Annotated in this window: 21 protein-coding genes; 17 read left to right on the forward strand and 4 right to left on the reverse strand. The window is 41.8% G+C overall.

Features of this window, described 5'->3' with window-relative positions:
* The first annotated feature begins 182 nt into the window (after nt 1-182).
* From ACJMKR_RS04180 to ACJMKR_RS04190, 3 genes are all read left to right on the forward strand, one after another.
* Entirely contained in the window at nt 183-527 is a 345-nt protein-coding gene (locus ACJMKR_RS04180) for a ComEA family DNA-binding protein (RefSeq protein WP_423063902.1), read from the forward strand.
* Nucleotides 528-615: 88 nt separating this feature from the next.
* A complete protein-coding gene (locus ACJMKR_RS04185; protein WP_423063903.1) occupies nt 616-1,707 on the forward strand; it encodes an MraY family glycosyltransferase in 1,092 nt (363 codons plus the stop codon).
* A 2-nt stretch (nt 1,708-1,709) separates the two neighbouring features.
* On the forward strand, nt 1,710-2,276 hold the full coding sequence (locus ACJMKR_RS04190; RefSeq protein ID WP_423063904.1) for a DNA-3-methyladenine glycosylase I: 567 nt from the start codon (nt 1,710-1,712) through the stop codon (nt 2,274-2,276).
* 3 nt (nt 2,277-2,279) lie between these two features.
* Here ACJMKR_RS04190 and relA read toward each other — a convergent pair whose 3' ends face one another.
* Together relA and rlmD are read right to left on the reverse strand one after the other, a co-directional pair.
* Nucleotides 2,280-4,421, reverse strand: coding sequence for a GTP diphosphokinase (gene relA, locus ACJMKR_RS04195; RefSeq protein WP_423063905.1), 2,142 nt, complete (start codon nt 4,419-4,421; stop codon nt 2,280-2,282).
* 8 nt (nt 4,422-4,429) lie between these two features.
* Nucleotides 4,430-5,758 carry a 23S rRNA (uracil(1939)-C(5))-methyltransferase RlmD gene (gene rlmD, locus ACJMKR_RS04200; RefSeq protein WP_423063906.1) on the reverse strand — a complete coding sequence of 443 codons (1,329 nt, stop codon included), beginning with the start codon at nt 5,756-5,758 and terminating at the stop codon, nt 4,430-4,432.
* A 108-nt stretch (nt 5,759-5,866) separates the two neighbouring features.
* Between rlmD and rseP the strand changes: the two genes are divergently transcribed.
* From rseP to ACJMKR_RS04245, 9 genes are all read left to right on the forward strand, one after another.
* Complete coding sequence (rseP, locus tag ACJMKR_RS04205; RefSeq protein ID WP_423063907.1) at nt 5,867-7,228, forward strand: RIP metalloprotease RseP; 1,362 nt, start codon at nt 5,867-5,869, stop codon at nt 7,226-7,228.
* A 395-nt stretch (nt 7,229-7,623) separates the two neighbouring features.
* The gene (locus ACJMKR_RS04210) at nt 7,624-7,770 is read left to right on the forward strand and encodes a hypothetical protein (protein ID WP_423063908.1); all 147 of its coding nucleotides are present in this window, start codon (nt 7,624-7,626) and stop codon (nt 7,768-7,770) included.
* Nucleotides 7,771-7,936: 166 nt separating this feature from the next.
* A complete protein-coding gene (locus ACJMKR_RS04215; RefSeq protein ID WP_423063909.1) occupies nt 7,937-8,899 on the forward strand; it encodes an SPOR domain-containing protein in 963 nt (320 codons plus the stop codon).
* Between the two features lie 287 nt (nt 8,900-9,186).
* Nucleotides 9,187-10,710 carry an oligopeptide:H+ symporter gene (locus tag ACJMKR_RS04220; protein ID WP_423063910.1) on the forward strand — a complete coding sequence of 508 codons (1,524 nt, stop codon included), beginning with the start codon at nt 9,187-9,189 and terminating at the stop codon, nt 10,708-10,710.
* A gap of 3 nt (nt 10,711-10,713) precedes the next feature.
* Nucleotides 10,714-11,157, forward strand: a complete 444-nt coding sequence (locus ACJMKR_RS04225; protein WP_423063911.1) for an OsmC family protein — start codon at nt 10,714-10,716, stop codon at nt 11,155-11,157.
* A gap of 185 nt (nt 11,158-11,342) precedes the next feature.
* Nucleotides 11,343-14,855 (forward strand): chromosome segregation protein SMC, encoded by a 3,513-nt coding sequence (smc, locus tag ACJMKR_RS04230; protein WP_423063912.1) that lies wholly within the window; start codon nt 11,343-11,345, stop codon nt 14,853-14,855.
* Between the two features lie 12 nt (nt 14,856-14,867).
* On the forward strand, nt 14,868-15,557 hold the full coding sequence (zipA, locus tag ACJMKR_RS04235; RefSeq protein WP_423063913.1) for a cell division protein ZipA: 690 nt from the start codon (nt 14,868-14,870) through the stop codon (nt 15,555-15,557).
* 9 nt (nt 15,558-15,566) lie between these two features.
* Complete coding sequence (ligA, locus tag ACJMKR_RS04240; RefSeq protein WP_423063914.1) at nt 15,567-17,579, forward strand: NAD-dependent DNA ligase LigA; 2,013 nt, start codon at nt 15,567-15,569, stop codon at nt 17,577-17,579.
* Nucleotides 17,576-18,340 (forward strand): nuclear transport factor 2 family protein, encoded by a 765-nt coding sequence (locus ACJMKR_RS04245; protein ID WP_423063915.1) that lies wholly within the window; start codon nt 17,576-17,578, stop codon nt 18,338-18,340. The genes ligA and ACJMKR_RS04245 overlap by 4 nt, the downstream gene beginning before the upstream one ends.
* Nucleotides 18,341-18,445: 105 nt before the next feature.
* Here ACJMKR_RS04245 and ACJMKR_RS04250 read toward each other — a convergent pair whose 3' ends face one another.
* Nucleotides 18,446-18,721 (reverse strand): DUF2282 domain-containing protein, encoded by a 276-nt coding sequence (locus tag ACJMKR_RS04250; protein WP_423063916.1) that lies wholly within the window; start codon nt 18,719-18,721, stop codon nt 18,446-18,448.
* A gap of 85 nt (nt 18,722-18,806) precedes the next feature.
* Between ACJMKR_RS04250 and ACJMKR_RS04255 the strand changes: the two genes are divergently transcribed.
* The 5 genes from ACJMKR_RS04255 to htpX all read left to right on the forward strand — a co-directional run bounded on the left by ACJMKR_RS04255 (nt 18,807) and on the right by htpX (nt 22,569).
* On the forward strand, nt 18,807-19,298 hold the full coding sequence (locus ACJMKR_RS04255) for a DoxX family protein (protein WP_423063917.1): 492 nt from the start codon (nt 18,807-18,809) through the stop codon (nt 19,296-19,298).
* Between the two features lie 6 nt (nt 19,299-19,304).
* A complete protein-coding gene (locus ACJMKR_RS04260) occupies nt 19,305-19,712 on the forward strand; it encodes an acyl-CoA thioesterase (protein ID WP_423063918.1) in 408 nt (135 codons plus the stop codon).
* A 582-nt stretch (nt 19,713-20,294) separates the two neighbouring features.
* Nucleotides 20,295-20,894 carry a transcriptional repressor LexA gene (gene lexA, locus ACJMKR_RS04265; protein ID WP_423063919.1) on the forward strand — a complete coding sequence of 200 codons (600 nt, stop codon included), beginning with the start codon at nt 20,295-20,297 and terminating at the stop codon, nt 20,892-20,894.
* Nucleotides 20,895-20,911: 17 nt separating this feature from the next.
* Nucleotides 20,912-21,508: a LemA family protein gene (locus ACJMKR_RS04270; protein ID WP_423063920.1), complete on the forward strand. Its 597-nt coding sequence runs from the start codon at nt 20,912-20,914 to the stop codon at nt 21,506-21,508.
* Between the two features lie 11 nt (nt 21,509-21,519).
* Entirely contained in the window at nt 21,520-22,569 is a 1,050-nt protein-coding gene (gene htpX, locus ACJMKR_RS04275) for a zinc metalloprotease HtpX (protein WP_423063921.1), read from the forward strand.
* Between the two features lie 211 nt (nt 22,570-22,780).
* On the opposite strand, the gene ACJMKR_RS04280 is transcribed toward htpX, so the two are convergent.
* Nucleotides 22,781-23,788 carry a response regulator transcription factor gene (locus ACJMKR_RS04280; RefSeq protein ID WP_423063922.1) on the reverse strand — a complete coding sequence of 336 codons (1,008 nt, stop codon included), beginning with the start codon at nt 23,786-23,788 and terminating at the stop codon, nt 22,781-22,783.
* Nucleotides 23,789-23,806: the final 18 nt, after the last annotated feature.

The raw sequence follows: 23,806 nt of genomic DNA on the forward strand, positions 1-23,806 counted from the left end.
CCTCGCAGTTTGATGAAGAGTTTTATGATTTTATGGTGAGCGTATTTCAATATTATGACACAGGTTATATTTCAATGGTGGCAATTGCGACATTGAGGCACCACAGTCACAACCCCTGTATTGCGAAAATTACCTAATATTTTAAACTTTAACTTTCCAATTAATTTTATGGAGATCAACGAATGAAATATCTAACCGTAATTTTTACTAGCTCATTGTTAATGATGATGACATGCTCTTCTGCCTTTGCCGCTTCAGCAACGCATCCAAAACATCATCGCTCTCACCATAAACTTGTGGAGCAGCAAACGTCGGTGTCACCAATCGACCTCAACACAGCGGATATGAAAACTTTATCGAGCTTAAAAGGTATTGGCCTTAAAAAGGCTAAAGCGATCGTTGCCTATCGTCAACAGCATGGTAACTTCAAATCGTTGATGGATTTGGCGCAGGTAAAGGGAATCAGCCAGAAATCGATAGCGAGGCTACTCAAGAACAATCCTAACCGACTGATTATAAATCGTTAATTCTCCAGGGCTTGCTGGTAAGGTCAGGGATGACCGCTTTCTTGAACTGTTAGCCCTAGGGTTGCTATCATGGGCGATCCTAGAAAAGATGGGTATCATTGTGGATATTCTTAAAAGTAGTGTTATTGCCCTACTCGCATCGCTCTTTTGTATTTGGTTGCTGCGACCTTTAGCCATTCGGCTTGGTCTTGTTGACCGTCCCAGCGAGCGGAAATTGCATGAAAATGAAATTCCGTTAACGGGCGGCATAGCCATGTTTTTTGGCTTTTGTTTTGCGTTATTGTCGTTACACGAATCTTTGTTTCCTTATCGGGGCATGCTAGCAGGAAGTGCCATCTTGGTATTGATGGGGGTGATGGACGATTTTCGCGATTTAAGCTCTAAATTACGACTGTGTGGTCAGTTATTGGCAGCGTTGTTGTTGGTCATTTGGGGTGATGTGCTGTTGCAGAACTGGGGGAATTTATTTTTTCTGGGTGCGATTAAACCTGGCTTGTGGGCTATCCCCATTACTGCGTTTGTAGTGATTGCAAATATTAATGCCATGAATATGGTAGATGGTCAGGATGGTCTCGCAGGCGGTGTGGCATTGGGCCAGGCATTACTATTACTACTAATCAGTGTGAAACTACATCGTTATCTTGATCAACAATTATTGACGATACTTATCGTGACACTGTCTGTTTTTCTTAGCTTCAACATGCGTTTGCCGTGGCGTAAGCGGGCGAGTATATTTATGGGTGATGCGGGAAGCACATTCATTGCGTTTTTATTGGCGTGGTTTGCGATAGATTTGTCCCAACAAAATACGAGCCTAATCAAACCAGTTACTGTGCTTTGGATTATGTCCTTCCCACTTTTTGACTTAATTAATGTGATGGGACACCGTATCAGACAGAAAAAATCAGTTTTCGTTGCAAGCCGCGATCATTTTCATCATGTGCTCCACGTTGCTGGTTTAAATGCCTCTTTATCAACAGCGCTGTTATGCATCTTATCCTTATCACTGGGTGCTATTGGTTTGATTTTAAATTATTTTGCTGTGACTGAGGGCATTCAATTTATATTGTGGCTGCTTGGGCTCATGTTTTATATTTATATTGTCGAGTTAACCCGTAAACCTGTTGAGAAAACTCCATTGTTTGAGACAGGCAATGATGTCACAGAACAACAGGAATGATCATGAAAGAAAAACAGCGTTGTCAGTGGTGTGGTGAGGACTCTCTTTATACTAACTACCACGATAAAGAGTGGGGCGTGCCTGTGCGTAATGATCAAACGTTGTTTGAATTTTTGATTTTGGAAGGTATGCAGGCGGGTTTAAGTTGGCTGACGATTTTAAAAAAGCGTGAAAACTTCAGAAAAGCATTTTCCGATTTTAATCCTGAAAAAATAGTCCGTTTCACTGAGAAAAAAATCGAGAAATTAATGCAAGATTCGGGCATTATTCGAAATCGACTTAAAATTTTAGCGGTGATTGCCAATGCGAAGGCTTATTTGGATATAGTCGAGAGTGATCGAAGTTTTAGTGACTATCTTTGGCAGTTTACAAATGGAAAACCGATTAAAAATGCCTGGAAAACCTTGAAACAAATTCCCGCTGAAACGAAAGAATCACAAGCCATGTCAAAGGAGTTAAAAAGGCGAGGGTTTAAATTTGTTGGCCCGACTATCTGTTATGCGCACATGCAAGCAACGGGTATGGTGAATGATCATGTCGTTAGCTGTTTTCGGTATGATGAGGTGTAATCTTTATCTGCGCTGTACTGTAATCACCTCTGATATTTGTTTTAAGTCGCGTATCAATTTATTTAATAAGTCTAATTGATTAACTTCAATGGTGAGATTAATATAAGCGCGGTTTTTAATTTTATTCACGCGCGTACTCAGGCTTAATATAGTAATTTTTTCTGTGGTAATAATATTGCTGATGTCTCGAAGTAATCCGGGGCGATCGTCCGCTTCGATTATTAAGGCAACCGGATATTTTTGCGGTAAATCCGATCCCCAATTTACTTCGATAATACGCTCAGAACGAAACTTTTGTGCGACTTTAATATTACGACAATCTTGGTGGTGTATGGAAATGCCGCGTCCTTTTGTAATATAGCCGATGATAGGGTCGCCCGGTATGGGTTGGCAGCAGCGCGCTAATTGTGTGAGTAAATTCCCGACTCCTTCGATGCTAATAAAGGAGCCCGATTTTTCTTGAGAGACTTTAGCAGGTTGTTGTAACGGTAATTCTGTTTCGATTGCTTCAGAGGGAGCGTTTTTACTGCGAATGCGATTTAAAACCGTCGTTACGCCGATGTCACCGGCGCCGATGGCCGCCAAAAAATCTTCGATCGACTTAAAATTAAAGTCTTGGTAAATATCTTTGAGTGCATTTTTAGGAATGCCCGTGCGGCGATATGTTTTTTCCCAGAGTTCTTGGCCTATTTCGAGATTTTTGTCGTGATCTTGTTGTCGAAACCAATGACGAGCTTTAGCAAGTGCTGCTCCTGTTTTTAAATAACCTAAATCGAGATTCAACCAATCGCGGCTGGGATGACCCTCTTTGGTGGTGAGTATTTCAACGCGATCACCCGTTTCCAATGTGTGAGTAAGTGGCACCATGGCATCATTCACCTTTGCACCCCGACAACGATGTCCGACTTCCGTATGTACGTGATAAGCGAAATCTAATGGTGTGGCGCCGGCTTCCAGATCTAACACATCGCTGTTGGGTGTGAATACATAAACGCGATCTTTGAAAATACTTTTGTAAATCTCGCTTTGTGCGGGTCCTTCCGTGCTCATTTCTTTTTGCCAATCCATCACTTCGCGCAGCCAATTTATTTTCTCTTCATAACTCGATTTTTTCTTTGCGCTTTCTTTATATTTCCAGTGTGCAGCGACACCGAGTTCTGCTTCGTCATCCATCTTGAATGTGCGAATTTGTATTTCAACATTTCTTTTTTCTGGTCCAATGACAGCGGTATGAATCGAACGGTAGCCATTAGGTTTTGGTTTGGCGATGTAATCGTCAAATTCTTGCGGGATATGTGGCCAAGTGCTATGGACAATGCCGAGTACGGAATAACAATCTTGGATGTTAGACACTAATATTCTAACCGCACTCGCATCATAAATTTCACTAAAATCGACATGCTTTCGTTTAATTTTTCGATAAATGCTGTAAATGTGTTTTGCGCGTCCTGTAATTTTTCCGTTTTCTATGTGTGCATCTTTCAATAAATTATTTAATGTGTTGATAACATTTCGGATGTACTCTTCACGGTCCTTACGCCGCATTTTTAGAGCCTTGGAAATGTCGGCATAATTTTCAGGCTCTAGATAACGAAAAGCTAAATCTTCCATCTGCCATTTAAATTGGCCAATGCCAAGCCGATTGGCTAAAGGTGCATATAACGCCATCACTTGTGTTGCAATGCGAAGTTGCTCGTCTTTGGGCTGAGTGCGCAGATGCAGCAAAGTGACTAAACGCTCAGCGAGTTTAACCAAAACGACACGAATATCATCGACCATTGCTAACAGCATTTTACGTAAATTGTCTGTTTGATTTTGCAGGGAATCGATCGCCTCCATGCGTGATGTTCCCACTAATAATTTGGCAACATTTTCGCTGAGCTCTTTTGCAATAAGATCTTTCGTGTCGCTCGTATGGAAAAAACTGGGGTAAATGATGGCAGCAGCTAATGTTTCACTATCACATTTCAAATTTTCCAAATGAGAAGCCATGGATAAACCTTTTTCCAATAACGCATTGGAAAAAGCTGAATCATGGGCGCGATTGATTTCGAGCGTGAGTTCACAGGGTTTTTTAAGTAATTCGTGATTATATTTTTTATCACGAATGTGTTCTAACCATTCTGTCATTTGAATTGCTGTCATGCCAGTGTTCACTTTTTGATGAAAAGGGCGATGGCTTCGACGTGCTGTGTATGTGGAAACATGTCCATCACGCCGGCTTTTTCTAAATTATAGCCTTTTTCTTGTAATAGTTTTGCATCGCGCGCCAGTGTGGCGGGATTACAGGATATATAAACAATTCGTTTAGCCTTCCAGGCAGGGATAGAGTCTATCACTTCTTTGGCGCCAGTTCTCGGTGGATCCAACACGATTTTATCAAAAACGTGAGCGGCCCAATTTTTATTATAGGTTGGTTGTGATAAGTCCGTGCAGAAAAATTCGGCATTATCGATATGGTTTAGGCGTGCATTATTCGTTGCTTGTTGAACCGATTGGGAGCTGCCTTCCACGCCGATCACTTTTTGGCAATATTTTGCGATTGGCAATGAAAAATTGCCTATGCCGCAATATAAATCCAGCACGCGATCAGTGGGTGTTAATGTCAGTAATTCTAGTGCTTGAGCGATCATTTTATCATTGATATTTTGGTTCACTTGAATGAATTGATTTGGGTGAAATTGTAGTGAAAGGTTGTAGGCGGGTAATGTGCAATTCAATAAAGAATTTGTTTGTGTGGGCCAATCTAAATGAATGCTATCGGGTCCTGCAGGCTGTAAATAAAGCTGTAAATTATGCGTTGTTACAAATTCGCGTAGCAGGTTGAGATCATCCGATTCGATATTCACTAGGTGTCTTATAATAATGGCTGTTTTCTCATCACCCACGGCAATTTCGATTTGAGGAATCTGTTCTCGAATTTTCAATTGATACAGAACGTCGCTAAACGCAGAAATTTTTTCACCGATGCTGGGATCTAATATGTCACAACGCTCTAAATTTGCGACAAAACGACCGTTTCGCTCGCGAAATCCCACGAGGACTTTATCTTTTTTGTGGAGGAATTTAATGCTGAGTCGTGCTTTGCGCCGATAACCCCAGGGATTTCCTGTGATGGGCGGTAATAATTCTGTTGGCCGACAGCCTGCGTGTTGCATTAATTCTAAAAACGCTTTTAATTTATGTTGAATTTGGGCTTCGGGTTTGATGTGTTGCAAACTGCAGCCCCCGCAAATGCCATAGTGTTTGCAACGTGGGGCGGTTCGATCAGGTGAGGCGTTAGTCACGTTGACCACTTTTCCCTCGTCATAGCGGCTATGGATTTTTTGGTACTGAAATTCCACTGCTTCTTCAGGCAATCCCCCGAACAAAAACGTTGTTTTCCCGTCAATGTGAGCGATGCCGCGGCCATCGTGACTCAGTGTCGTCACGGTAGCGGTGAAATGTTCTGTTGGGCATTTTTTGCGTCGTTTATGGGCCATCGTATTAAGAGATATTAGTTATTTAGAATCAGCGTTTTCTCAAATTGTTACCGAATCGTTTCTGGTACTGGACAGCTTGTTACTTGCCGTGCAGAATAGACTGTCCATATGAACCTATTAATTGCCATTCTTGGTGCGATACTGGCCATCTTCAGTATTATCATCCTACACGAGCTGGGCCATTTTGTTGTGGCCAAAGCGTGTGGCATCAAAGTATTACGTTTTTCTATTGGGTTTGGCAAGGCTATTTGGAAAAGAAAAGGCAAAGATGGAACGGAATATGCTCTCGCGATCCTGCCATTGGGTGGTTACGTCAAAATGCTGGGTGAGGGTGAAGAGGTCACCACACCGGAAGACGCTCATCGTGCCTTTAATAAAAAGCCGCTGCTCTCTCGCATGGCGGTGGTGGCTGCTGGCCCCTTAGTTAATTTTATCATCGCCATCGTGGCTTATTGGTGTGTGTTTTTGATGGGGGTCGTTCACACCAAACCCGTGATTGGGCAGGTTGTGCCTGGCTCAATTGCAGCGCAAGCAGGAGTAAAGTCGGGCGATGAGCTGATCCGGATCAATGGTGCGCGTACGCGGAATTGGCAAGGGGCCATGATGGCGATAATCACGCACATCGGGGATAAAGGTCATTTAACGTTAACGATTAAGCCTGCCGGCAGTGATAAGCTTGAGAAGAAAACGTTGAATCTGGCGAGCTGGAATGTAGATCGGCGTAATCCGGATTTCTTTCAAAGTCTTGGTATGCTCCCCTACCAGCCAAAAATAATGCCTGTCATTGCAAAAACGGTTCGTGAGTCTCCTGCTGCTAAGGCGGGGTTGCGTCCCGGTGACCGGATTGTCGCGATCAATGGCCATCGTGTGAGCGATTGGGCAAGTGTGGTGAACATGGTTCGCAAACATCCTAATGAGACCATCACGGTCGCTGTCATGCGAAATAACAAGTCACAAAACTTCCAGGTGAAGGTGGGGTCGTCGAAAGTGAAGGGTCGGGAGTATGGTTTTCTAGGCATCCAGTCCTATCCTCCTCGTTGGCCAGCGCATATGGTGCAGCGAGATCATTACTCAGTTTTTAGCGCTTGGTTGCCTGCGGTCGAGCAGACTTGGCGGCTGACTACCTTTAACTTCATGGTGGTGATGAAAATGATCACCGGCAAGATTTCGATTCATACGCTGGGGGGGCCCATCACGGTGTTTCAAGCGGCTGGGAAGGCGACTCAAGCGGGTTTACAAGTCTACCTTGGATTTGTTGGGTTTATCAGCTTGACGATCGGATTTATCAATTTGTTACCCATTCCGGGTTTAGATGGCGGCCATTTATTGTTCCAGGTTATAGAAGGCATTTTCAGACGCCCCGTTCCAGAGCGTTATCAGATGGTGGGCCTTAGTATTGGCATGATTTTTCTGATATTTTTGATGGTTCAAGCCACTATCAATGATTTAACGAGATTGTTTTTTCAATAGGGATTTTTACTAGTGTAGGGTGAAAGAGACCTAGACTACCTTGAGAGCGTGGGCTGGCCGTAATCTCAATTGAGTGTGGGATATTTCTCAAAGAAATTCGAGATATCTCTGTGATTGTGATTCCCAGTGCTTTGGACCATCTTGGGGGCCAGCTCGCTAACTCACTGATATATTGAGCGTAGATAACATTTTTCTATGGTCAATTTAGTCTAAAATTAGTTTTTTGAATTTTGCCTACCTTGAGATCTTACCCCGCCGTGATAAAGTAAAGACTCGCCTTAAAAAGTCTCAGATAAATAGAAGGTGGTTTTACAGGATGTTAAACCGCTCGAGGTTCTAGACACTGAAAGGTAAGGAGTAAAAAGTAAAACAAGTGGATCACGGAGGATCTAGTCATGAGAAAAGCACTTGCTAGTATCGTGGTTATAGTGTTTGCGGGCTTATTGTGCACGAGTCTATTGACTATTTTTACTGGAAGTTCGGTGAGTAACCGATATGTAAATAGCCAGTCGCTGCAATATCCCTATTATATGTCGTATTAATAAGTCCGAAACTATATCGACATCACTATTTCCCGAGCGCTAAAGCCCGCCGCAAAACGGCGGGCTTTTTTTACTTGCAAGATTTTTATTTATTCCGCACAATATTGTAGTCATCGTTGGACGGCATTCATGCCTTTTATTTGCATATTGCATAAGGATAGTTGCTATGACCGCTATAAAACCTTTAAAATTTTTGTTTGCTTTTTTGGCTGTTGTATTATTCGTGGTGGGTTGCTCTAAAGAAGGTGCATCTTCATCCGATTCACAGTCATTTAAAGGCACATCAGCGTGTTCAAATAACGCGTTTCTGCGAAAGTATAATTGTTCGTTGAGCAAAATCGAAGGTGCTGCTTCACGCGGTGATCCTGATGCTCAATATGCTTTGGGTTACATGTATTTTTATGGCATTGGTACCGTGCGTGATACAAGAGCTGCAAAACTTTGGATCCGACGAGCCGCGGCGCAAGGTCAACCGTTAGCAATTAAAGCGACACATATTTTGAATTATCGTGAATATCCCGGAGTGGGTGGAACGAGAGGTCCAGGTGGATCGGCTGAATATGGTGGTTCTGGTGGCCCAACATCGAGTCACGTTCCTCACTACAAACGTGTCGATATCAATGAAGCGAATACACGTACACCTACAAAGTCCTTGAAGGAATATTTACCGGCTTATAATAAAAAATCGAGATCACAACCAGTGGTTAAAGATTTGCAAAAAAAACCAGGTGAAAAAACAAGTCCGCCGGTAACAAATCCGACAACGGAAAAAGAGTCTACGCCAAACGGGGCTGCACCTCCATTAAGTCAACGAGATCGTGGAAAAACAATGAGTGAGCAATCGTTGCTGCGATCACAAGGAAATTATACTCTGCAATTAATGGCAAGCGCTGACTTAAAGTCGGTTCAATCTTTTGTTCAACGGCATCGTCTGGAGGGTAAGGTGCAGTATTATCGTGCGAAATATCATGGTAGCACCTGGTACATGTTGCTCTACGGAAATTTCGCCACCTTAGCTCAGGCTAAAGATGCTAAGCAGGAGTTGCCAACTTCTGTACAGGCATTACATCCCTGGGTGAAGTCATTGAATTTAGTCAAAAAAGAAATTCGGCTAGGTCGAATCATCTAACTCTAATTGCTGGGCTGAGCCCGGAAATCTCGATTTCCGGGCCGTCTGCTCAGTGTGGTCTGTCTCTTTTACTTCTTTTAAAAAAAGTGTGTGCTATACTGGCTAGCTTATTCATTGCGTACTAGTACGCAAATATCGGTAAAATACGGATTATATTGAACATCAGAAACAAGTAATATCGATCAGAACATTCAATATGTTTTTCTAGGATAGAAAAAAGTTTTGGAGGTGTCTTGCCATACGGAGATAGCGAACATCTAGTCGGATAACAACTCGCAGAGGTGACTATGAGCGTAAAGGCACTCACTGGCCAGCCAAAACCCTTTTATTTAATTTTCTTAATAGAAATTTGGGAACGATTTGGTTATTACGGTGTACAAGCCCTATTGGTCTTATACATGGTGCAAAGATTCAACTTCACGGACACACATGCTGATTTCTTATTTGCTGCTTTTAGTGCTCTTGTATTTTTGTTTCCCTGCGTTGGTGGATATATCGGTGATAAGGTTTTAGGAACGAAGCGCACCATACTGTTAGGCGCCGTCACATTAGCGATTGGCTACTTATTATTATCAATCCCAAATACATCCCCCGCTTTTTTGGCCTTGCCACTAGGAGTCATTGCAGTGGGTAACGGTCTTTTTAAAGCAAACCCCGCTAGTTTATTGTCAAAAGTCTATGAAGGTACTGAGCATAATATAGATAGCGGTTTCACCCTTTACTACATGGCAGTTAATATTGGTGCGTTTATCTCGATGAACTTAACACCAATACTAAATCAATATTTCGGCTGGCATATTGCATTTTCCGTTTGTTTCGTAGGTTTGATCTTGGCGGTTATTAATTTCTTATTTATGAAACATAATGTTAAGCATGTAGGTTCAAAACCAGATTTAGCGCCCATGCGAAAAGATTACTTTGTGTATGTGCTTTTAGTTGCTGCTGCATTGATCGTAGGTTCGTACTATCTTTTAACTTTTTATCAGGTTGTATCCTGGTTGTTGAGCATTGGCACGGTCGTTTTGTTCCTTTATTATTTTGGCTTGATGTATAAGGCACATCCACACGAACGGCCAGGCATGATTTTATTCATTGTCTTATTTTTACAAGCCGTTATTTTCTTCGTGCTCTATTTTCAAATGCCAACGTCTTTAACCCTGTTTGCACTGAGAAATGTGCATCATTCAATTTTGGGTATTCCCATTCAGCCGGCGCAGTTTCAAATGTTAAATCCATTCTGGATTATGATAATGAGCCCGATTTTAGCGCTTATTTACCAGTCATTGTCACGTAACAAAAAAGATCTTTCGTTACCCTCGAAGTTTTCATTAGGCACCTTGTTAGCTGGGTTAGCATTTTTATCATTGCCGTTCGGTAGTTTATTTAGCCATGCGGGAGTCCTTTCGGGGATGTGGATGGTGCTTTCCTATGGGTTGCAAAGTACGGGTGAATTGTTAGTAAGTGCTCTGGGCTTGGCACTAGCAGCGCGTTATGTGCCACAGCGTTTCATGGGATTCACGATGGGCTTGTGGTTTTTATGTACATCTATCGCGAGTGTGATTGCGGGTAAAGTGGCAAGCTTTGCCAACGTTCCTACAAATATTTCTAAAGATCCTATCGCATCATTGCCGATATACAATCATTTGTTTCTACAAATTGGCGTGACGACTGTGATTATAGCGATCGGTATGTTCGGCTTAGTCCCTGTGTTGCGAAAATTGATTCACCGCCATGAATCATTTGCAGAGAAAACTAAGATGAATAATAATATAAATCTAATTGAGGATGAGCTTGTAGAAGAAAGGGGATGACAAATGTCAGAGCACAGAGTTACTGTCACATGGTCGCGTGAGAGCGAAGATTTTTCTTACAAAAATTACAATCGCTCACATGAATGGGATTTTGGTCACGGTGTTACGGTAAAAGCATCTGCTGCGCCCGACTATCAAGGGGACCCTGAGCTCATTGACCCTGAACAAGGCTTTGTCGCTGCCTTATCAAGCTGTCACATGTTAACATTTCTCGCTATTGCAAGCCAAAAGCGTTTTGTGATTGATCATTATGAAGACAAAGCCACAGGCGTTTTAGCAAAAAATGCCGAAGGTAAAATCGCATTAACTGAAGTCACTTTGCGTCCCAAAGTGACTTTCAGCGGTGAAAGTCATCCCGATGAAGAAGCTCTTGCTCAATTGCATGAAGCGGCGCACAAGAATTGTTTTCTTGCGAATTCGGTAACCACTTTAATCAAAATAGAATAGTCAATTGCTTTAAGGGGCATGCTTTTCATAGGGATGGGGTAACACCTTTATTTTTGTGTTCGAGACGCAATCTCTACACAAGAGATAAGGCTTTAACTGGCAGCAATTGAGACTCCTTCCATTCCCAAAACTCTTTATTTTAGGTACACTAATGACTGTTTTATTAGGGAAAACAGCGTAAACTCATGTATCTAAAGAACATTAAGCTATCTGGATTCAAATCATTCGTCGATCCTACTACTATCCCGATTCGTAGCAATATGAATGCCATTGTTGGGCCGAATGGTTGTGGTAAATCAAATGTCGTGGATGCGGTTCGGTGGGTTATTGGTGAACTATCTGCCAAACATCTGCGCGGCCAAACTATGAGCGACGTCATCTTCAATGGGACAAATGCCCGTAAGCCGGTGGGTAAAGCATCTATCGAGCTGCATTTTGATAATAGCGATGGGCGCATTGCTGGCGAATATGCTAAATACTCCGAAATTGCAATTCGTCGCGAAGTGGAGCGGGATGGACAATCTAGCTACTACATCAATGGCGTGCAGGTTCGCCGTCGTGATGTTATCGATATCTTTTTAGGAACGGGATTAGGCGCTCGAACCTATGCCATCATCGAACAGGGCATGATCTCAAACTTTATTGAAGCAAAGCCTGAAGACCTTCGCATATTCATTGAGGAGGCCGCCGGTATTTCTAAATATAAAGAGCGGCGCCGTGAAACTGAAAATCGAATTCGCCATACTCAAGAAAACTTAGATCGCATTAATGACATTCGTGAGGAGCTCGATAAGCAACTTCGTCACTTAAAACGTCAAGCCAATGCAGCAGAACGTTATAAAGTTTATAAAGAGGAAGAGCGGCTATTAGCCGCACAAATAAAAGCACTTCAATGGCAAGCGCTTAATCACAAGCTCACCCAACAAGATCAACTAATCAATGAACAAAATGTACAGCAGGAAGAGCTGCGAGCAAAGCAACGTTCGGTAGAAACAAAAATTGAAGGTGTGCGAGTTGATCAAGCAGAAGCTGTCGAAAAACAAAATGAAGTGCAGAAAAGATATTATGGATTGGGTGCCGACATCGCGCGTTTGGAGCAGCGGATTAAAGATACACAAGAACAAACAAAACAATGGGAAAAAGAATTAGAAGAATCGACAAATTTATGGGAAGAACTGAGTGAGAATACGCACGAATGCCGACAACAAATTGAAGAAATACAAGCTGATTTACAGCGTTTAAACCCACAAACGTCGGATATCAAATCCCTAGCAGAACAAGCGCAGCATATATTGGCTGAAGCTGAAATGGATATGAATCAATGGCAGGAAACCTGGGATGAATTTCAGCATGAAAGTGCGCAATCTTCTAGTCAAATCCAAGTTGCGAGCACCAAGCTTGAGCACTCTAAACGACAATTGGCCGAGCAAGAAAATCGACGTCACCAAACACAAAGTAATTTAGATCAATTGCAGTTGGATGCGCTGCGCACAGAAATTACACCGTTAAAGGAACACACCGAACAACTACAAGACCAGCTTGAACAGGCAAAATCCAACTTACAGCGTTATGCAGAACAAATCTCAGCAGAGCGCGAAGCGGTTCAAAAACATAATCATGCTACACAAGAAATGCGCCGTGAATTACAAACACTAGAAGCACGTTATGCGTCGCTTGATGCACTGCAACAATCTGCTCTGGGTCGTGATGATGAGCAGGCAAAAGAGTGGCTAACGCATTATCACTTGAATGAGCTACCCAGATTTGGGCAGAAACTTCAAGTGAATGAAGGTTGGGAATTAGCGGTAGAAACGGTATTGAGCGGTTACTTTGATGCGGTCTGTGTGGATGACTTAAATGCCTATGTCGAACAAATGGCTGAATTGTCACAAGGTCGTGTGACACTATTAGAAAAACCAAAAACATCAACATCAGATCATTTCGATAAAGCGCCCAAACTAACAGACCAAGTGAATAGTGATTGGCCCTTTCATCAATGGCTTGCAGGTATTTACATTGCAGATGATTTAACTCAAGCAAAACAACTGCGCTCCCAATTGAGTGACCGTGAATCGGTAATTACGCGCGATGGAGTTTGGCTGGGGGCGAGTTGGATGCGTATTTGCAAACTAAGTGATCCACAAAGCGGTGTATTAATACGTGAGCAGCAGCTACAACAATTAAAGCAAGAAATAGCAACAAAACAAGAACAACTGTCCGCTTTGGAAAGTGAATTGCATCAAAGTGAGCAACACTTAAATCAACTCGAATCGGATCGGGACAATCAACATCGTGTTTATCAAGAGCTCAGCACCGAATCAACGGATGTGCAAACTAAACTAACGGCAAAACAAACACGATTAGATGATGTGCAGCAGCGGCAACAACGATTGCAACATGCCATGAAGGAATGTGAGCAACAGATGGCGACGATTGAGCAAGAGCAAACAGCAATACAAGCTCAATTGCAAACGTTGATCACTCGTCAACAAGAACAAACCGCAGAGCGTGAGCAACGTCTTGTAAAACGTGATGAACTACGTGCAAGATTAGATGAAAAACGCTCACATGCACAGCGGAAACAACAACAAGCCGATGAGCTTGAGATACGAATCAGTGCGAATCAAAATCAACTCGCTCTATTACAACAAACCGTTCAGCGTGATGAGCGTCAATTGGATCAGCTCACCGAACGTCGCGAAACACTCACGAGTTATTTAGCAGACAATGATACTCCGCTCGAATCGATGAATGTAGAGTTGCAAGCACAACTGGACAAACGATTAAATATTGAAACAGAGTTACGTGAAGCAGAGGCAAGAGCGGAAGGTTTCAATCAGGCTTTAAGAGAATTGGAAGAGCAGCGCGAAAACCTACGAAACGAATTAAACCACTTCCAATCTAAGCTGGAAGAACTACGTATGCAGCGTCAGACTATCACTGTTCGTCAAACAACGATTCAAGAACAATTGAGTGAGTCGGACTTTGAGTTAGAAGCGGTTATCGCTGAAATGCCCGAGGAAGCTGAAATAAACGCTTGGCAAGAGCAGTTAGATAAAGTCATTCAGCGTATCCAACGTCTGGGCGCTATTAACTTAGCGGCCATAGAAGAATACGAAACGACGAGTGAGCGCAAAGAATATTTAGATAAGCAGCAGGCTGATTTGGTTGAAGCGTTAACGATTCTTCAAAATGCCATTCGAAAAATTGATCGCGAAACCCGCACGAAATTTCGTGAAACATTTGATCGAATCAATCAACAGTTTCAAGAGATATTTCCGCGGATATTTGGTGGCGGTCGAGCCTATCTTGAATTAACGGATGAGGATATGTTATCAACCGGAATTCTCGTTAAAGCACAACCGCCAGGAAAGCGAAATGTTTCCATCCACGTGCTGTCGGGTGGTGAAAAAGCATTAACGGCAATTTCTTTAGTATTCGCGATGTTTCAGTTAAACCCTGCACCATTTTGTATTTTGGATGAGGTGGATGCGCCGCTCGATGATATGAACGTCGGACGCTTTTGCCAGCTCGTCAAAGAAATGTCGAAAGATACACAGTTTTTAATTATTAGCCATAATAAAGTCACCATTGAAATGGCCGACCATTTGATGGGAGTCACGATGCAGGAACCCGGCGTATCGCGTATCGTGTCCGTTGACATGGAGGAGGCTATCGATATGGTCGAGGCTGCTTAGGGAAAACTAACCATGTTGATCACTATTATTTTTTTACTACTGCTGCTTTTATTGGGTGGATTTATCATTGTTCGAATTCGCCGACAAGATCAACAAGCCACTCCAAGGCGGCATCAACGCCAACCTCACCTGAGTCACGAACACAATCTGAATCACGATGTTAATGATGCATTGGGATTAAGTGAAGCTTCAAAAACACAGCTTGAAGTGAAAGAGCCTGCTATACCAGCGGCAAAAACAAACGCAAAACCTACTGAGTATTTGGTCTTACATGTGATGGCGCCGCTTGATTATACTTACAACGGCTATGAATTATTACAATCATTATTGGCGAATGGATTACGCTACGGAGAGATGAATATTTTTCATCGCCACGAGACTAAAACTGGGCGTGGTTCTATTTTGTTTAGTTTGGCATCGGTCAATAAACCCGGCACCTTTGAATTACCTAAAATGGGGAGTTTTTCTTGCCCCGGCCTAACGTTATTCATGCCGTTAAAAGCTAGTCCAGATCCAATGATTGCGTTTGATTCGATGTTAGAGACGGCGAAACAGTTAGTTGAAGATTTAGGTGGTGAAATATGGGATGAAAATCGGCAAGTATTAAATATGGATAAAATCACACACATGCGAACCAAAATCCGACAATTTGAAAAAAATCAGCGTACGCCGGATTTTTTTGCAGAATTACAACCCGACTAGGTTTTGAAAATGGCAGTCCCTGATCGTATCCGTAAACAAGCTGAAAAGCTCCGTGCGGAAATCAATGATCATAATTATCGCTACTATGTATTAGCGTCTCCATCCATTCCCGATTCTATTTACGATCAACTCTTTCAAAAATTAAAAAACTTAGAAGACCAATATCCCGAACTCATTATAGCGACATCCCCAACCCAGCGGGTAGGCGCCGAACCGTTAAAATCTTTTGCGCAAGTGCATCACAAAGTTCCCATGCTGTCGTTAGATAATGTGTTCACTGAAGACGAATTAATAGCGTTTGATGATCGTGTGCGACAACGACTCAAAACAGATAAACCCGTTAAATATACGTGTGAACCCAAATTAGATGGCGTTGCGATTAGTTTGATGTATGAAAATGGTGTTTTGACAAAAGCTGCAACGCGAGGTGATGGGACAACAGGTGAAGACGTTACACAAAATGTAAGAACCATTTCTGCTATTCCGCTGCAATTACGCGGTCATGATTTTCCGAAACTACTGGAAGTGCGTGGTGAGGTTTACATGCCTAACGCAGGCTTTGAACTTCTCAATAAAGAAGCTGAAAAAAAAGGTGAGAAAATCTTTGTGAATCCCCGTAATGCAACATCAGGAAGTTTGCGGCAGCTCGATCCCCAGGTTACCGCTAAACGACCGTTAGCATTTTATGCGTATTTTGCAGGCGTTATGGAAAAAGGGAAATTACCTTTTTTACATAGTGAAATATTAAAAAAGTTTAAATCGTGGGGTATACCCATTGCCCCAGATGGTGAAGTTGTAACCGGAATCGAAGGTTGTTTGAAATACTACAAACAAATGGAAAAAAAGCGAGAAAAATTGCCTTATGGAATTGATGGTGTGGTTTATAAGGTGGATTCACTTGAATTGCAACATAAACTAGGGTTTGTATCTCGAGCCCCACGTTGGGCAATCGCGCATAAATTTCCCGCACAAGAAAAAATGACAAAGATGAGAGACGTTGAATTTCAAGTTGGAAGAACAGGTGTAGTTACACCTGTGGCGCGATTAGAGCCTGTATTTGTAGGGGGTGTGACAGTAAGTAACGCGACACTACATAATTTTGATGAACTCTATCGCAAAGATGTGCGCATCGGTGATACTGTTATCATTCGTCGCGCGGGTGATGTTATTCCAGAAGTAGTTGAACCGGTACTTGCAGAGCGCCCCGCGAATGCAAAGAAAGTAAAAATGCCAAAGCGGTGTCCGGTTTGTCATGCAGAAGTGATAAAAGCAGAGGGTGAAGCTGTAACGCGTTGCATGGGTGGGCTTTATTGTCACGCACAGTTACGTGAGACGATAAAACACTTTGCCTCTCGGCGTGCGATGGATATCGATGGTCTTGGCGATAAATTAGTAGAATTATTTCTTACTGAAAATTTAGTGAAAGATATCACCGATCTTTTTCAGTTAAACAAAGAACAATTGGCCGCATTGCCCCGCTTGGGTGAAAAGTCTGCGCAAAATTTATTGGATGCAATCGAAAATAGTAAGAAAACGACGTTGGCACGATTTCTTTATGCACTGGGTATTCGTGAGGTTGGAGAAACGACTGCGCGCGTATTAGCTCGACATTTTAAAGAATTAAAACCGCTGATGAAAGCGAGTGCTGAAGAGTTACAAAATATCCCGGATATTGGTCCCATTGTTGCAGCGCACATAGTTGGATTTTTTCACCAAAAACATAATGTAGAATTAATTGATAAGTTGCAGCGTTTGGGCCTCCATTGGCCCAAGGAAAAAGTTGCAAAAACATTACCGTTAGAGGGTAAAACGTTTGTGTTAACGGGGGCCTTAACTACCATGACGCGTGATGAGGCTAAAGAAAAACTGGAAGCATTGGGAGCTCGAGCAAGCGGGAGTGTTTCAAAAAATACTGATTTTGTCATTTTAGGCGATAGTCCAGGCAGTAAATTCAAAAAAGCTAAGGAGCTTGGTGTCAACATTATTGATGAACAAGAGTTCCTCCGGATGTTAAAAGAATGATAAAAGATATCCTGACGCGATATATTAATTATATGATTTCCGGTGATGCTGAAAAGGCTCGAGCTTTGTTTTTTGACAAACCGAGGCTTGATATTCCAGAGCGAGGTAAAATTTTAGGTGAAGTAGCATTCATGCATTTTGTATCACAGCGATCGGAGTGGATGAGTGCAAGCGTTATGCAGATGGAACACGTTGCAACGACGATGACTGACGATCGTATCGTAGAAGAGTATATTTTAAATTTGAAACAGTTCGATAAAACGTATGAATTGCCCATTGCAGTTGTGGCTGATTTAATTGAAGAAAAGCTGTATCGAGTTCGTGTTTATTATAGTTTGTGGTCATTGCAACAGAAACATCAAATTCGAAAACCGATCTTAAAAAAAATGGATGATTTAGCGTTTCCTTTAGTTATACAATGCTATCAACAAGCTTTAAGGCAAGGTGATTTAGACACTATTTTGGCTCAATTTGCTAAAGACGCCATTGTTAGAGAGCCCGCGGGTGGCCACTATATTCATCGTGGTTCTGAGCAAATTAAACAGTTCTATCAAGCGTTATTTTCAAATGGTGGAGGCGTTGTGCTCGACTATTGCAGTGTCACCGATGACGGTGAGCATTGTGCAATCGAATATAATGTCATTCAGTGGGGTCGTGATACATTGCCTGCGCAAGCGGGTATTGCTGTTTATGAATATAAAGATGAGTTGCTGACGGCGGTTAGAATTTACGATGATGTGGATCCGCCGATTCATTTGTAAAAGAAGTTGCCCTGGGGTCGGAGATCGCTTCCATGCTCAAACAGGCTTGCGCTTCGCTGCATCGAATTGCACGCAGAAACGATCTCGCTACCCGGGCTTAAAAATTTATTCTTTAGGTTTCAAACTGCCACCAACGATGCGTTCGCAATTGCCTTTTAATACATAGATCCATTCCCCACCCGAAGCATTTGTTTTAGACTGTCCTGCACAAGCGTGTTGTGGTGTGCCACAATCATTTTTTCCCGCTTTCACAATGCCGTAACATTTTTCAACATTTTTTTTATTATTGTTAGAGGCTGCCAAAGTAGAAGTGGCAGAAACTGTGAGGCCGGTACCAACGATGGCTGCCATAACAGCATTAACGATTTTGTTGCTTCTCATCTAATGAGCTCCTTATTGAGTTGTAAATTTTTTAGAGTTTCATGTTAAAATGTTATCACTTGAACTGCAACAATAAGGGCCTCTTATGATTCGTATACTGGCAATCATTCTTAAACCTTTTCTTAAGCTGCTCGATTTTTTAACACCTCTCGCAGACTTATTAGCGCGATTATGGATATCGTGGATGTTTTTCCAAGCTGGCCTGGTTAAAATTCAAGCATGGCAGTCCACAGTTAATTTGTTCACATATGAATATAGTGTGCCACTTTTGCCGCCAACTACAGCCGCTATTATAGGAACCGTTTTAGAATTAGTTTTACCTGTTTTGCTCGTCTTAGGTTTAGGGGGACGGATCACGATTCTCATTTTCTTTTTATATAACATCGTGGCTGCAGCTTCCTATCATTACTTATGGACACCCATGGGTTGGAGTGGGTTATCACAACATATTAATTGGGGATTACTATTGGCACTGTTAATGACGCATGGTCCAGGCAAACTATCTCTCGACTATTGGATTCGCCGAGAATACGGACATCATTTGGAAAATAAGCGCGAGTCTGAGCCCAAGGAGTAAAACGCTATGTGCTCTAAAACAGCCAGACCCGATGCAAAAAAACCCAGTGGTTCGCTTGCCATTCGTACGTTTGCTATGCCTTCAAATACAAATCCAAACGGTGACATTTTTGGGGGCTGGATCGTTTCCAATATGGATTTGGCGGGTTTAAGCGTTGCTGGTAAATATGCACGACATACCATCACCACAATAGCGATTGATTCAATGGTTTTCATATCGCCCGTTCAAGTGGGCGATTTTATTTGCTGTTATGCAGATCTGGTAAAAATTGGGAACACGTCGATCACGATAAAAATTGAAACGTGGGCCGTTAATCCAGATGAGGCTAATTTACGTCAAGTGACAGAAGGCGTGTTTACCTACGTTGCTGTCGATGAGCATGGACGACCTGAGCCAGCTATACGCAAGAGTTAGTAGTTTCTCGTATTGGCAAGCAATTGAAATCGATAAAGTATTTTTGGAGGTTGAAAAACAATTTCTAGAGGTGGCCTTTGGGCTATACTAAATATATACAACCTCTAGGATGGAGATTGGTCATGAAATACCTAATTTCAGTGATCGCTATCGTGATGTTGTCACTGATAGGCATAAGCGCCTTTGGCACGATGCCAGGAAACACGAAGATAATATTCGCCAAAAAAGTTCCTGTAAATCAAGCAAACTGTTATCCCGTGATCAACGGCATTTTGAAGCGCTGCCTGGATCGTGGTGATTCTTATACATTTTGCCACAACCAATATTATGGTAACCAAAAGGTTTGCGAAGAATTGCATGCAAAGCCCTCAAAGGCAACATCGAATAAAATGTCGCATTACACCGACTGTATAAGAAAGGAACAATGTCGATATAAAACAACGAAAGACTCGAAGGAGTCGTGTTATAACCAGTGCCGCAAAGAAGTCCGGTTATAGTTAATCGGTTGACTTTGAATGATATTTGACTTAATTCGTATATTCTTTTATTATTCTCTTATTGAGGACAAAAAGAGTACGAGCTATGCTTACACTGAGTCAACGTAAAACCTACGACTTCATTCAGAAATTCTTCGATGAGAATGATCATGCTCCGACAGCCGCTGAAATTGCAGAGGGGATTGGAATTAAATCTAGAGGTGTGGTTCATCGCTATCTAAAGGCACTGGACTCTGCGGGCTTAATTCGCTTGCTGCCCAAGCGTCACCGTAATATCCAGCTCATGGAGAGTTCATCTATCCCATCAAACTCATTGCCGTTAGTAGGCGCTATTGCGGCTGGGCAGCCGATTGAGGCTATCGAGCAGGATGAAACAATTGATGTCGCTAGTGTTTTCCTCGGCCCGAATCGATATGCCCTAAAAGTCAAAGGTGACTCCATGATTGATGAGGGTATTTTTGATGGTGACATTGTTGTTTGTGAGCGTAGCGATACCGCGCGCGATGGCCAGATTGTGGTGGCCTTAGTAGACCGCGATCAAGCTACCTTGAAACGTCTTTATCATAATGCTGATAAAACAATTACTTTGCTGCCTTCGAACCCGACTCATAAGCCTATGATTTATTCAGAAAACCAAGTTGAAATTCAAGGTATTTATATTGGATTACTGCGCATTAGAAATTAGTCGCAATCTTTCAATTTATGTATCATACTATTCTTATGACAGCACTCATTATTATCATCATTATCTTGCTCGTATTCGGTGGCTATATCGTTGCTGTTTATAACTCTTTGATTGCAATGATTGAAGCCGTACGCAATAACAATAAGCAGATCGACATTCAGTTAGATCGACGGTATAAAGTCTTTGAATCGTTGGTGAACGTCGTGAAAAAATACATGGACTACGAGAAATCAACGCTGAAAGAAGTGGTTGCTTTGCGTAATCAAGCACAAGTAGCGAAACAATCGGGCGATGCGCAAACTCGAATGGATGCCGAAAATAAAATTTCTGGTATTTTGTCGGGATTAAATGTTGTTTTCGAACAGTATCCAGATTTGAAAGCCAATCAAAATGCACTGCAATTGCAGGAGTCGATTGTGAGCACGGAAAATAAATTGGCTTACGCAAAACAAGCCTATAACGACAGTATTGAGCGTTATAATGCAAAGAAAAAATCTTTTTTCCCATCGATGATAGTCAGCTTTTTCTCGAGTAAGCTGAATTTTGATTTCCCTTATTGGCAGTTGTCAGCAGATGCCATAAAAAAACAAGAAGACTATACAGTTAACCTATAGTAATAATTTTCATGTCAAATTCATTTAAAGATTATCATTCTGAGACAGCAAATTGGCGACAATCTTTAAGAACCAATAATCGTCGAACTTACTTTGTTATTGCTACTTTTATTTTAATTTATTTGATCATTGGATTGTTGATCGATATGTACATCTATGCGGGTCATTTTCCACAGGCGACAATTTCGCAACTATTTTATAGTTTGGTGACATTTAACTTAGTACCGCGGGCGACTATTATCACACTAATTATCGCTATTGTTTCATTGTGGGTCACGTTTAAATTTAGCCATAAACTAATGTTGCTAGGATCAGAATATCGTCAAATCACTCCAGAAACAGCACAAACTTTAGAAGAGAAACAGCTTTACAATGTGGTTGAAGAAATGAAGGTAGCGGCGGGACTCAAGTTTATGCCGAAAGTCTATATTATCGATGCAGATTATATGAATGCTTTTGCAAGTGGTTACAATGAAAAATCGGCTATGGTTGCCATCACGAGAGGTTTGATTCAAAAGCTAAATCGCGACGAGTTAGAGGCGGTGATGGCGCATGAAATCAGCCACATTCGTCATATGGATATTAAACTCACGTTAATGGCTTCCGTATTGGCAAACCTTTTGTTGATTGTTGTCGATATATTATTTTTCAGTGCGATTTTTGGTGGGCGAGATCGAGATGGTGGGGGACGTAATCAGTTATTTATCTTTATACTGCTGTTACGCTATTTGTTACCAGTCATTACGGTTCTTTTAGTGCTGTATTTAAGTCGAACGCGAGAGTATATGGCTGATGCAGGTTCGGTTGAGTTAATGCGTGATAATGAGCCGTTAGCCCGTGCATTGTTAAAAATTCAAGGTGATCATGAGCAGCATCAGGAAACATACGCTCGGGAATATGCAAGCACGCCCCATGAATCGGTTCGACGACAGGCTTATATTTATGATCCACTCAAAGCGGGTATTAACGTAAAGCAGTCATTAAGTGATTTCTTTTCGACACATCCGAGTATTAAAAAGCGCCTCGCTGCCATCGGGTTTAAGCTAAAATCGAATCAATAAATATATTTTCAAGCGTGTCGCGATGCTCGTGATAGATTATTGCCATCCCTGTCAATAATCGACTCGCAATACGCGACAACTTAAATAGCCGCGGACGTCCTCGTCGCCCGCGCTCCGCGACCTCACGGCTCGACTACGCACGGGCTCTCAAATGACTTGACGGCTCGTAAAGATTTTTTGCAGTCGCTTACGCTCGGCAAAAAATCCGAGCCTACCGCGGAATACGCGCCTTCGCTTCGCTCTCCATGGCGCGCATCGGTTGATTGTTATAATTTTTATTACCCCATGTTGGGTCAAGTTTAGTTTTAGAAAAAAACGCTTTCTCTCTTTGTCGTATGCGCTCGTTGTTGGTTTCTTTGTCAGGCAAGTAGTCGTTAATCATTTCTAAAATACCTTCTTGTTTGGCTGTCTTGATTAAATCTTTTTTGCTCTTGCAGTATAGTTTTCTTTTGATATTGTCGATATGTTCTCTAACGGTAGCTGGGGAAATATTTAGCTTTTTTGCAATTTTGGCATAATACAGATCGTTGCATAACAATAGCAAACACTCTGTCTCACGCGGGGTTAGATAAATATTTTCATATTTTCCATCTAAAAAATAACGCTGTATTGACAAATTATTCACGATTTGAGTCTTAGTTTCACTCTTAGTGGAATTAAAATAAAAAAGGGGGGTTTTATTGATTAAGTCTGTTAAAGAATAAGCAGATCGTTTAGCGTCTTTCAATATTTTGAATGCTTTGTCCTTAAAGTAAATAATAAATTGTTTAAAATATTTCTTATGTAGTAAAAAATTTTTATTGAAGTCATCAACATCTGAGGGTACGCCGAACATGTAATACTCAGAATAACCTAAATGGTGTTGAGCGATGATGGTAACGTGGCAGATATCAAATTTATCTTGCAATATTCTCTGTATATAAGCCATATCAGAGCTAGGGGAGTTAGGCTTGCGATAATCGTCGATAAAGTAAATGCCATTTGACGTGGTATCGGGAAGGTTTTCGTCTCGAAGATAGAGTTGATGTTCGTAATAGTAGTTTAACCAGTCTCTATGGTTTCCAAGCCAATAGGTTTTAATGTCTCTAAAATGCCATCTCAAGTTGCTATAATTAAAGAAATTGATATTAAAAGTTTCTTTTAAAGGCGCAATAATATTGTCGATTTCATCAGAGTATGAAATTAGAGTATCAATATTATTTTTAATCTCAGGTAACATCTGTCAGCCGTCGTCACG

The organism is Candidiatus Paracoxiella cheracis (genome assembly GCF_049348705.1).
In the GTDB taxonomy this organism is placed as follows: Bacteria; Pseudomonadota; Gammaproteobacteria; order Coxiellales; family Coxiellaceae; genus Paracoxiella; species Paracoxiella cheracis.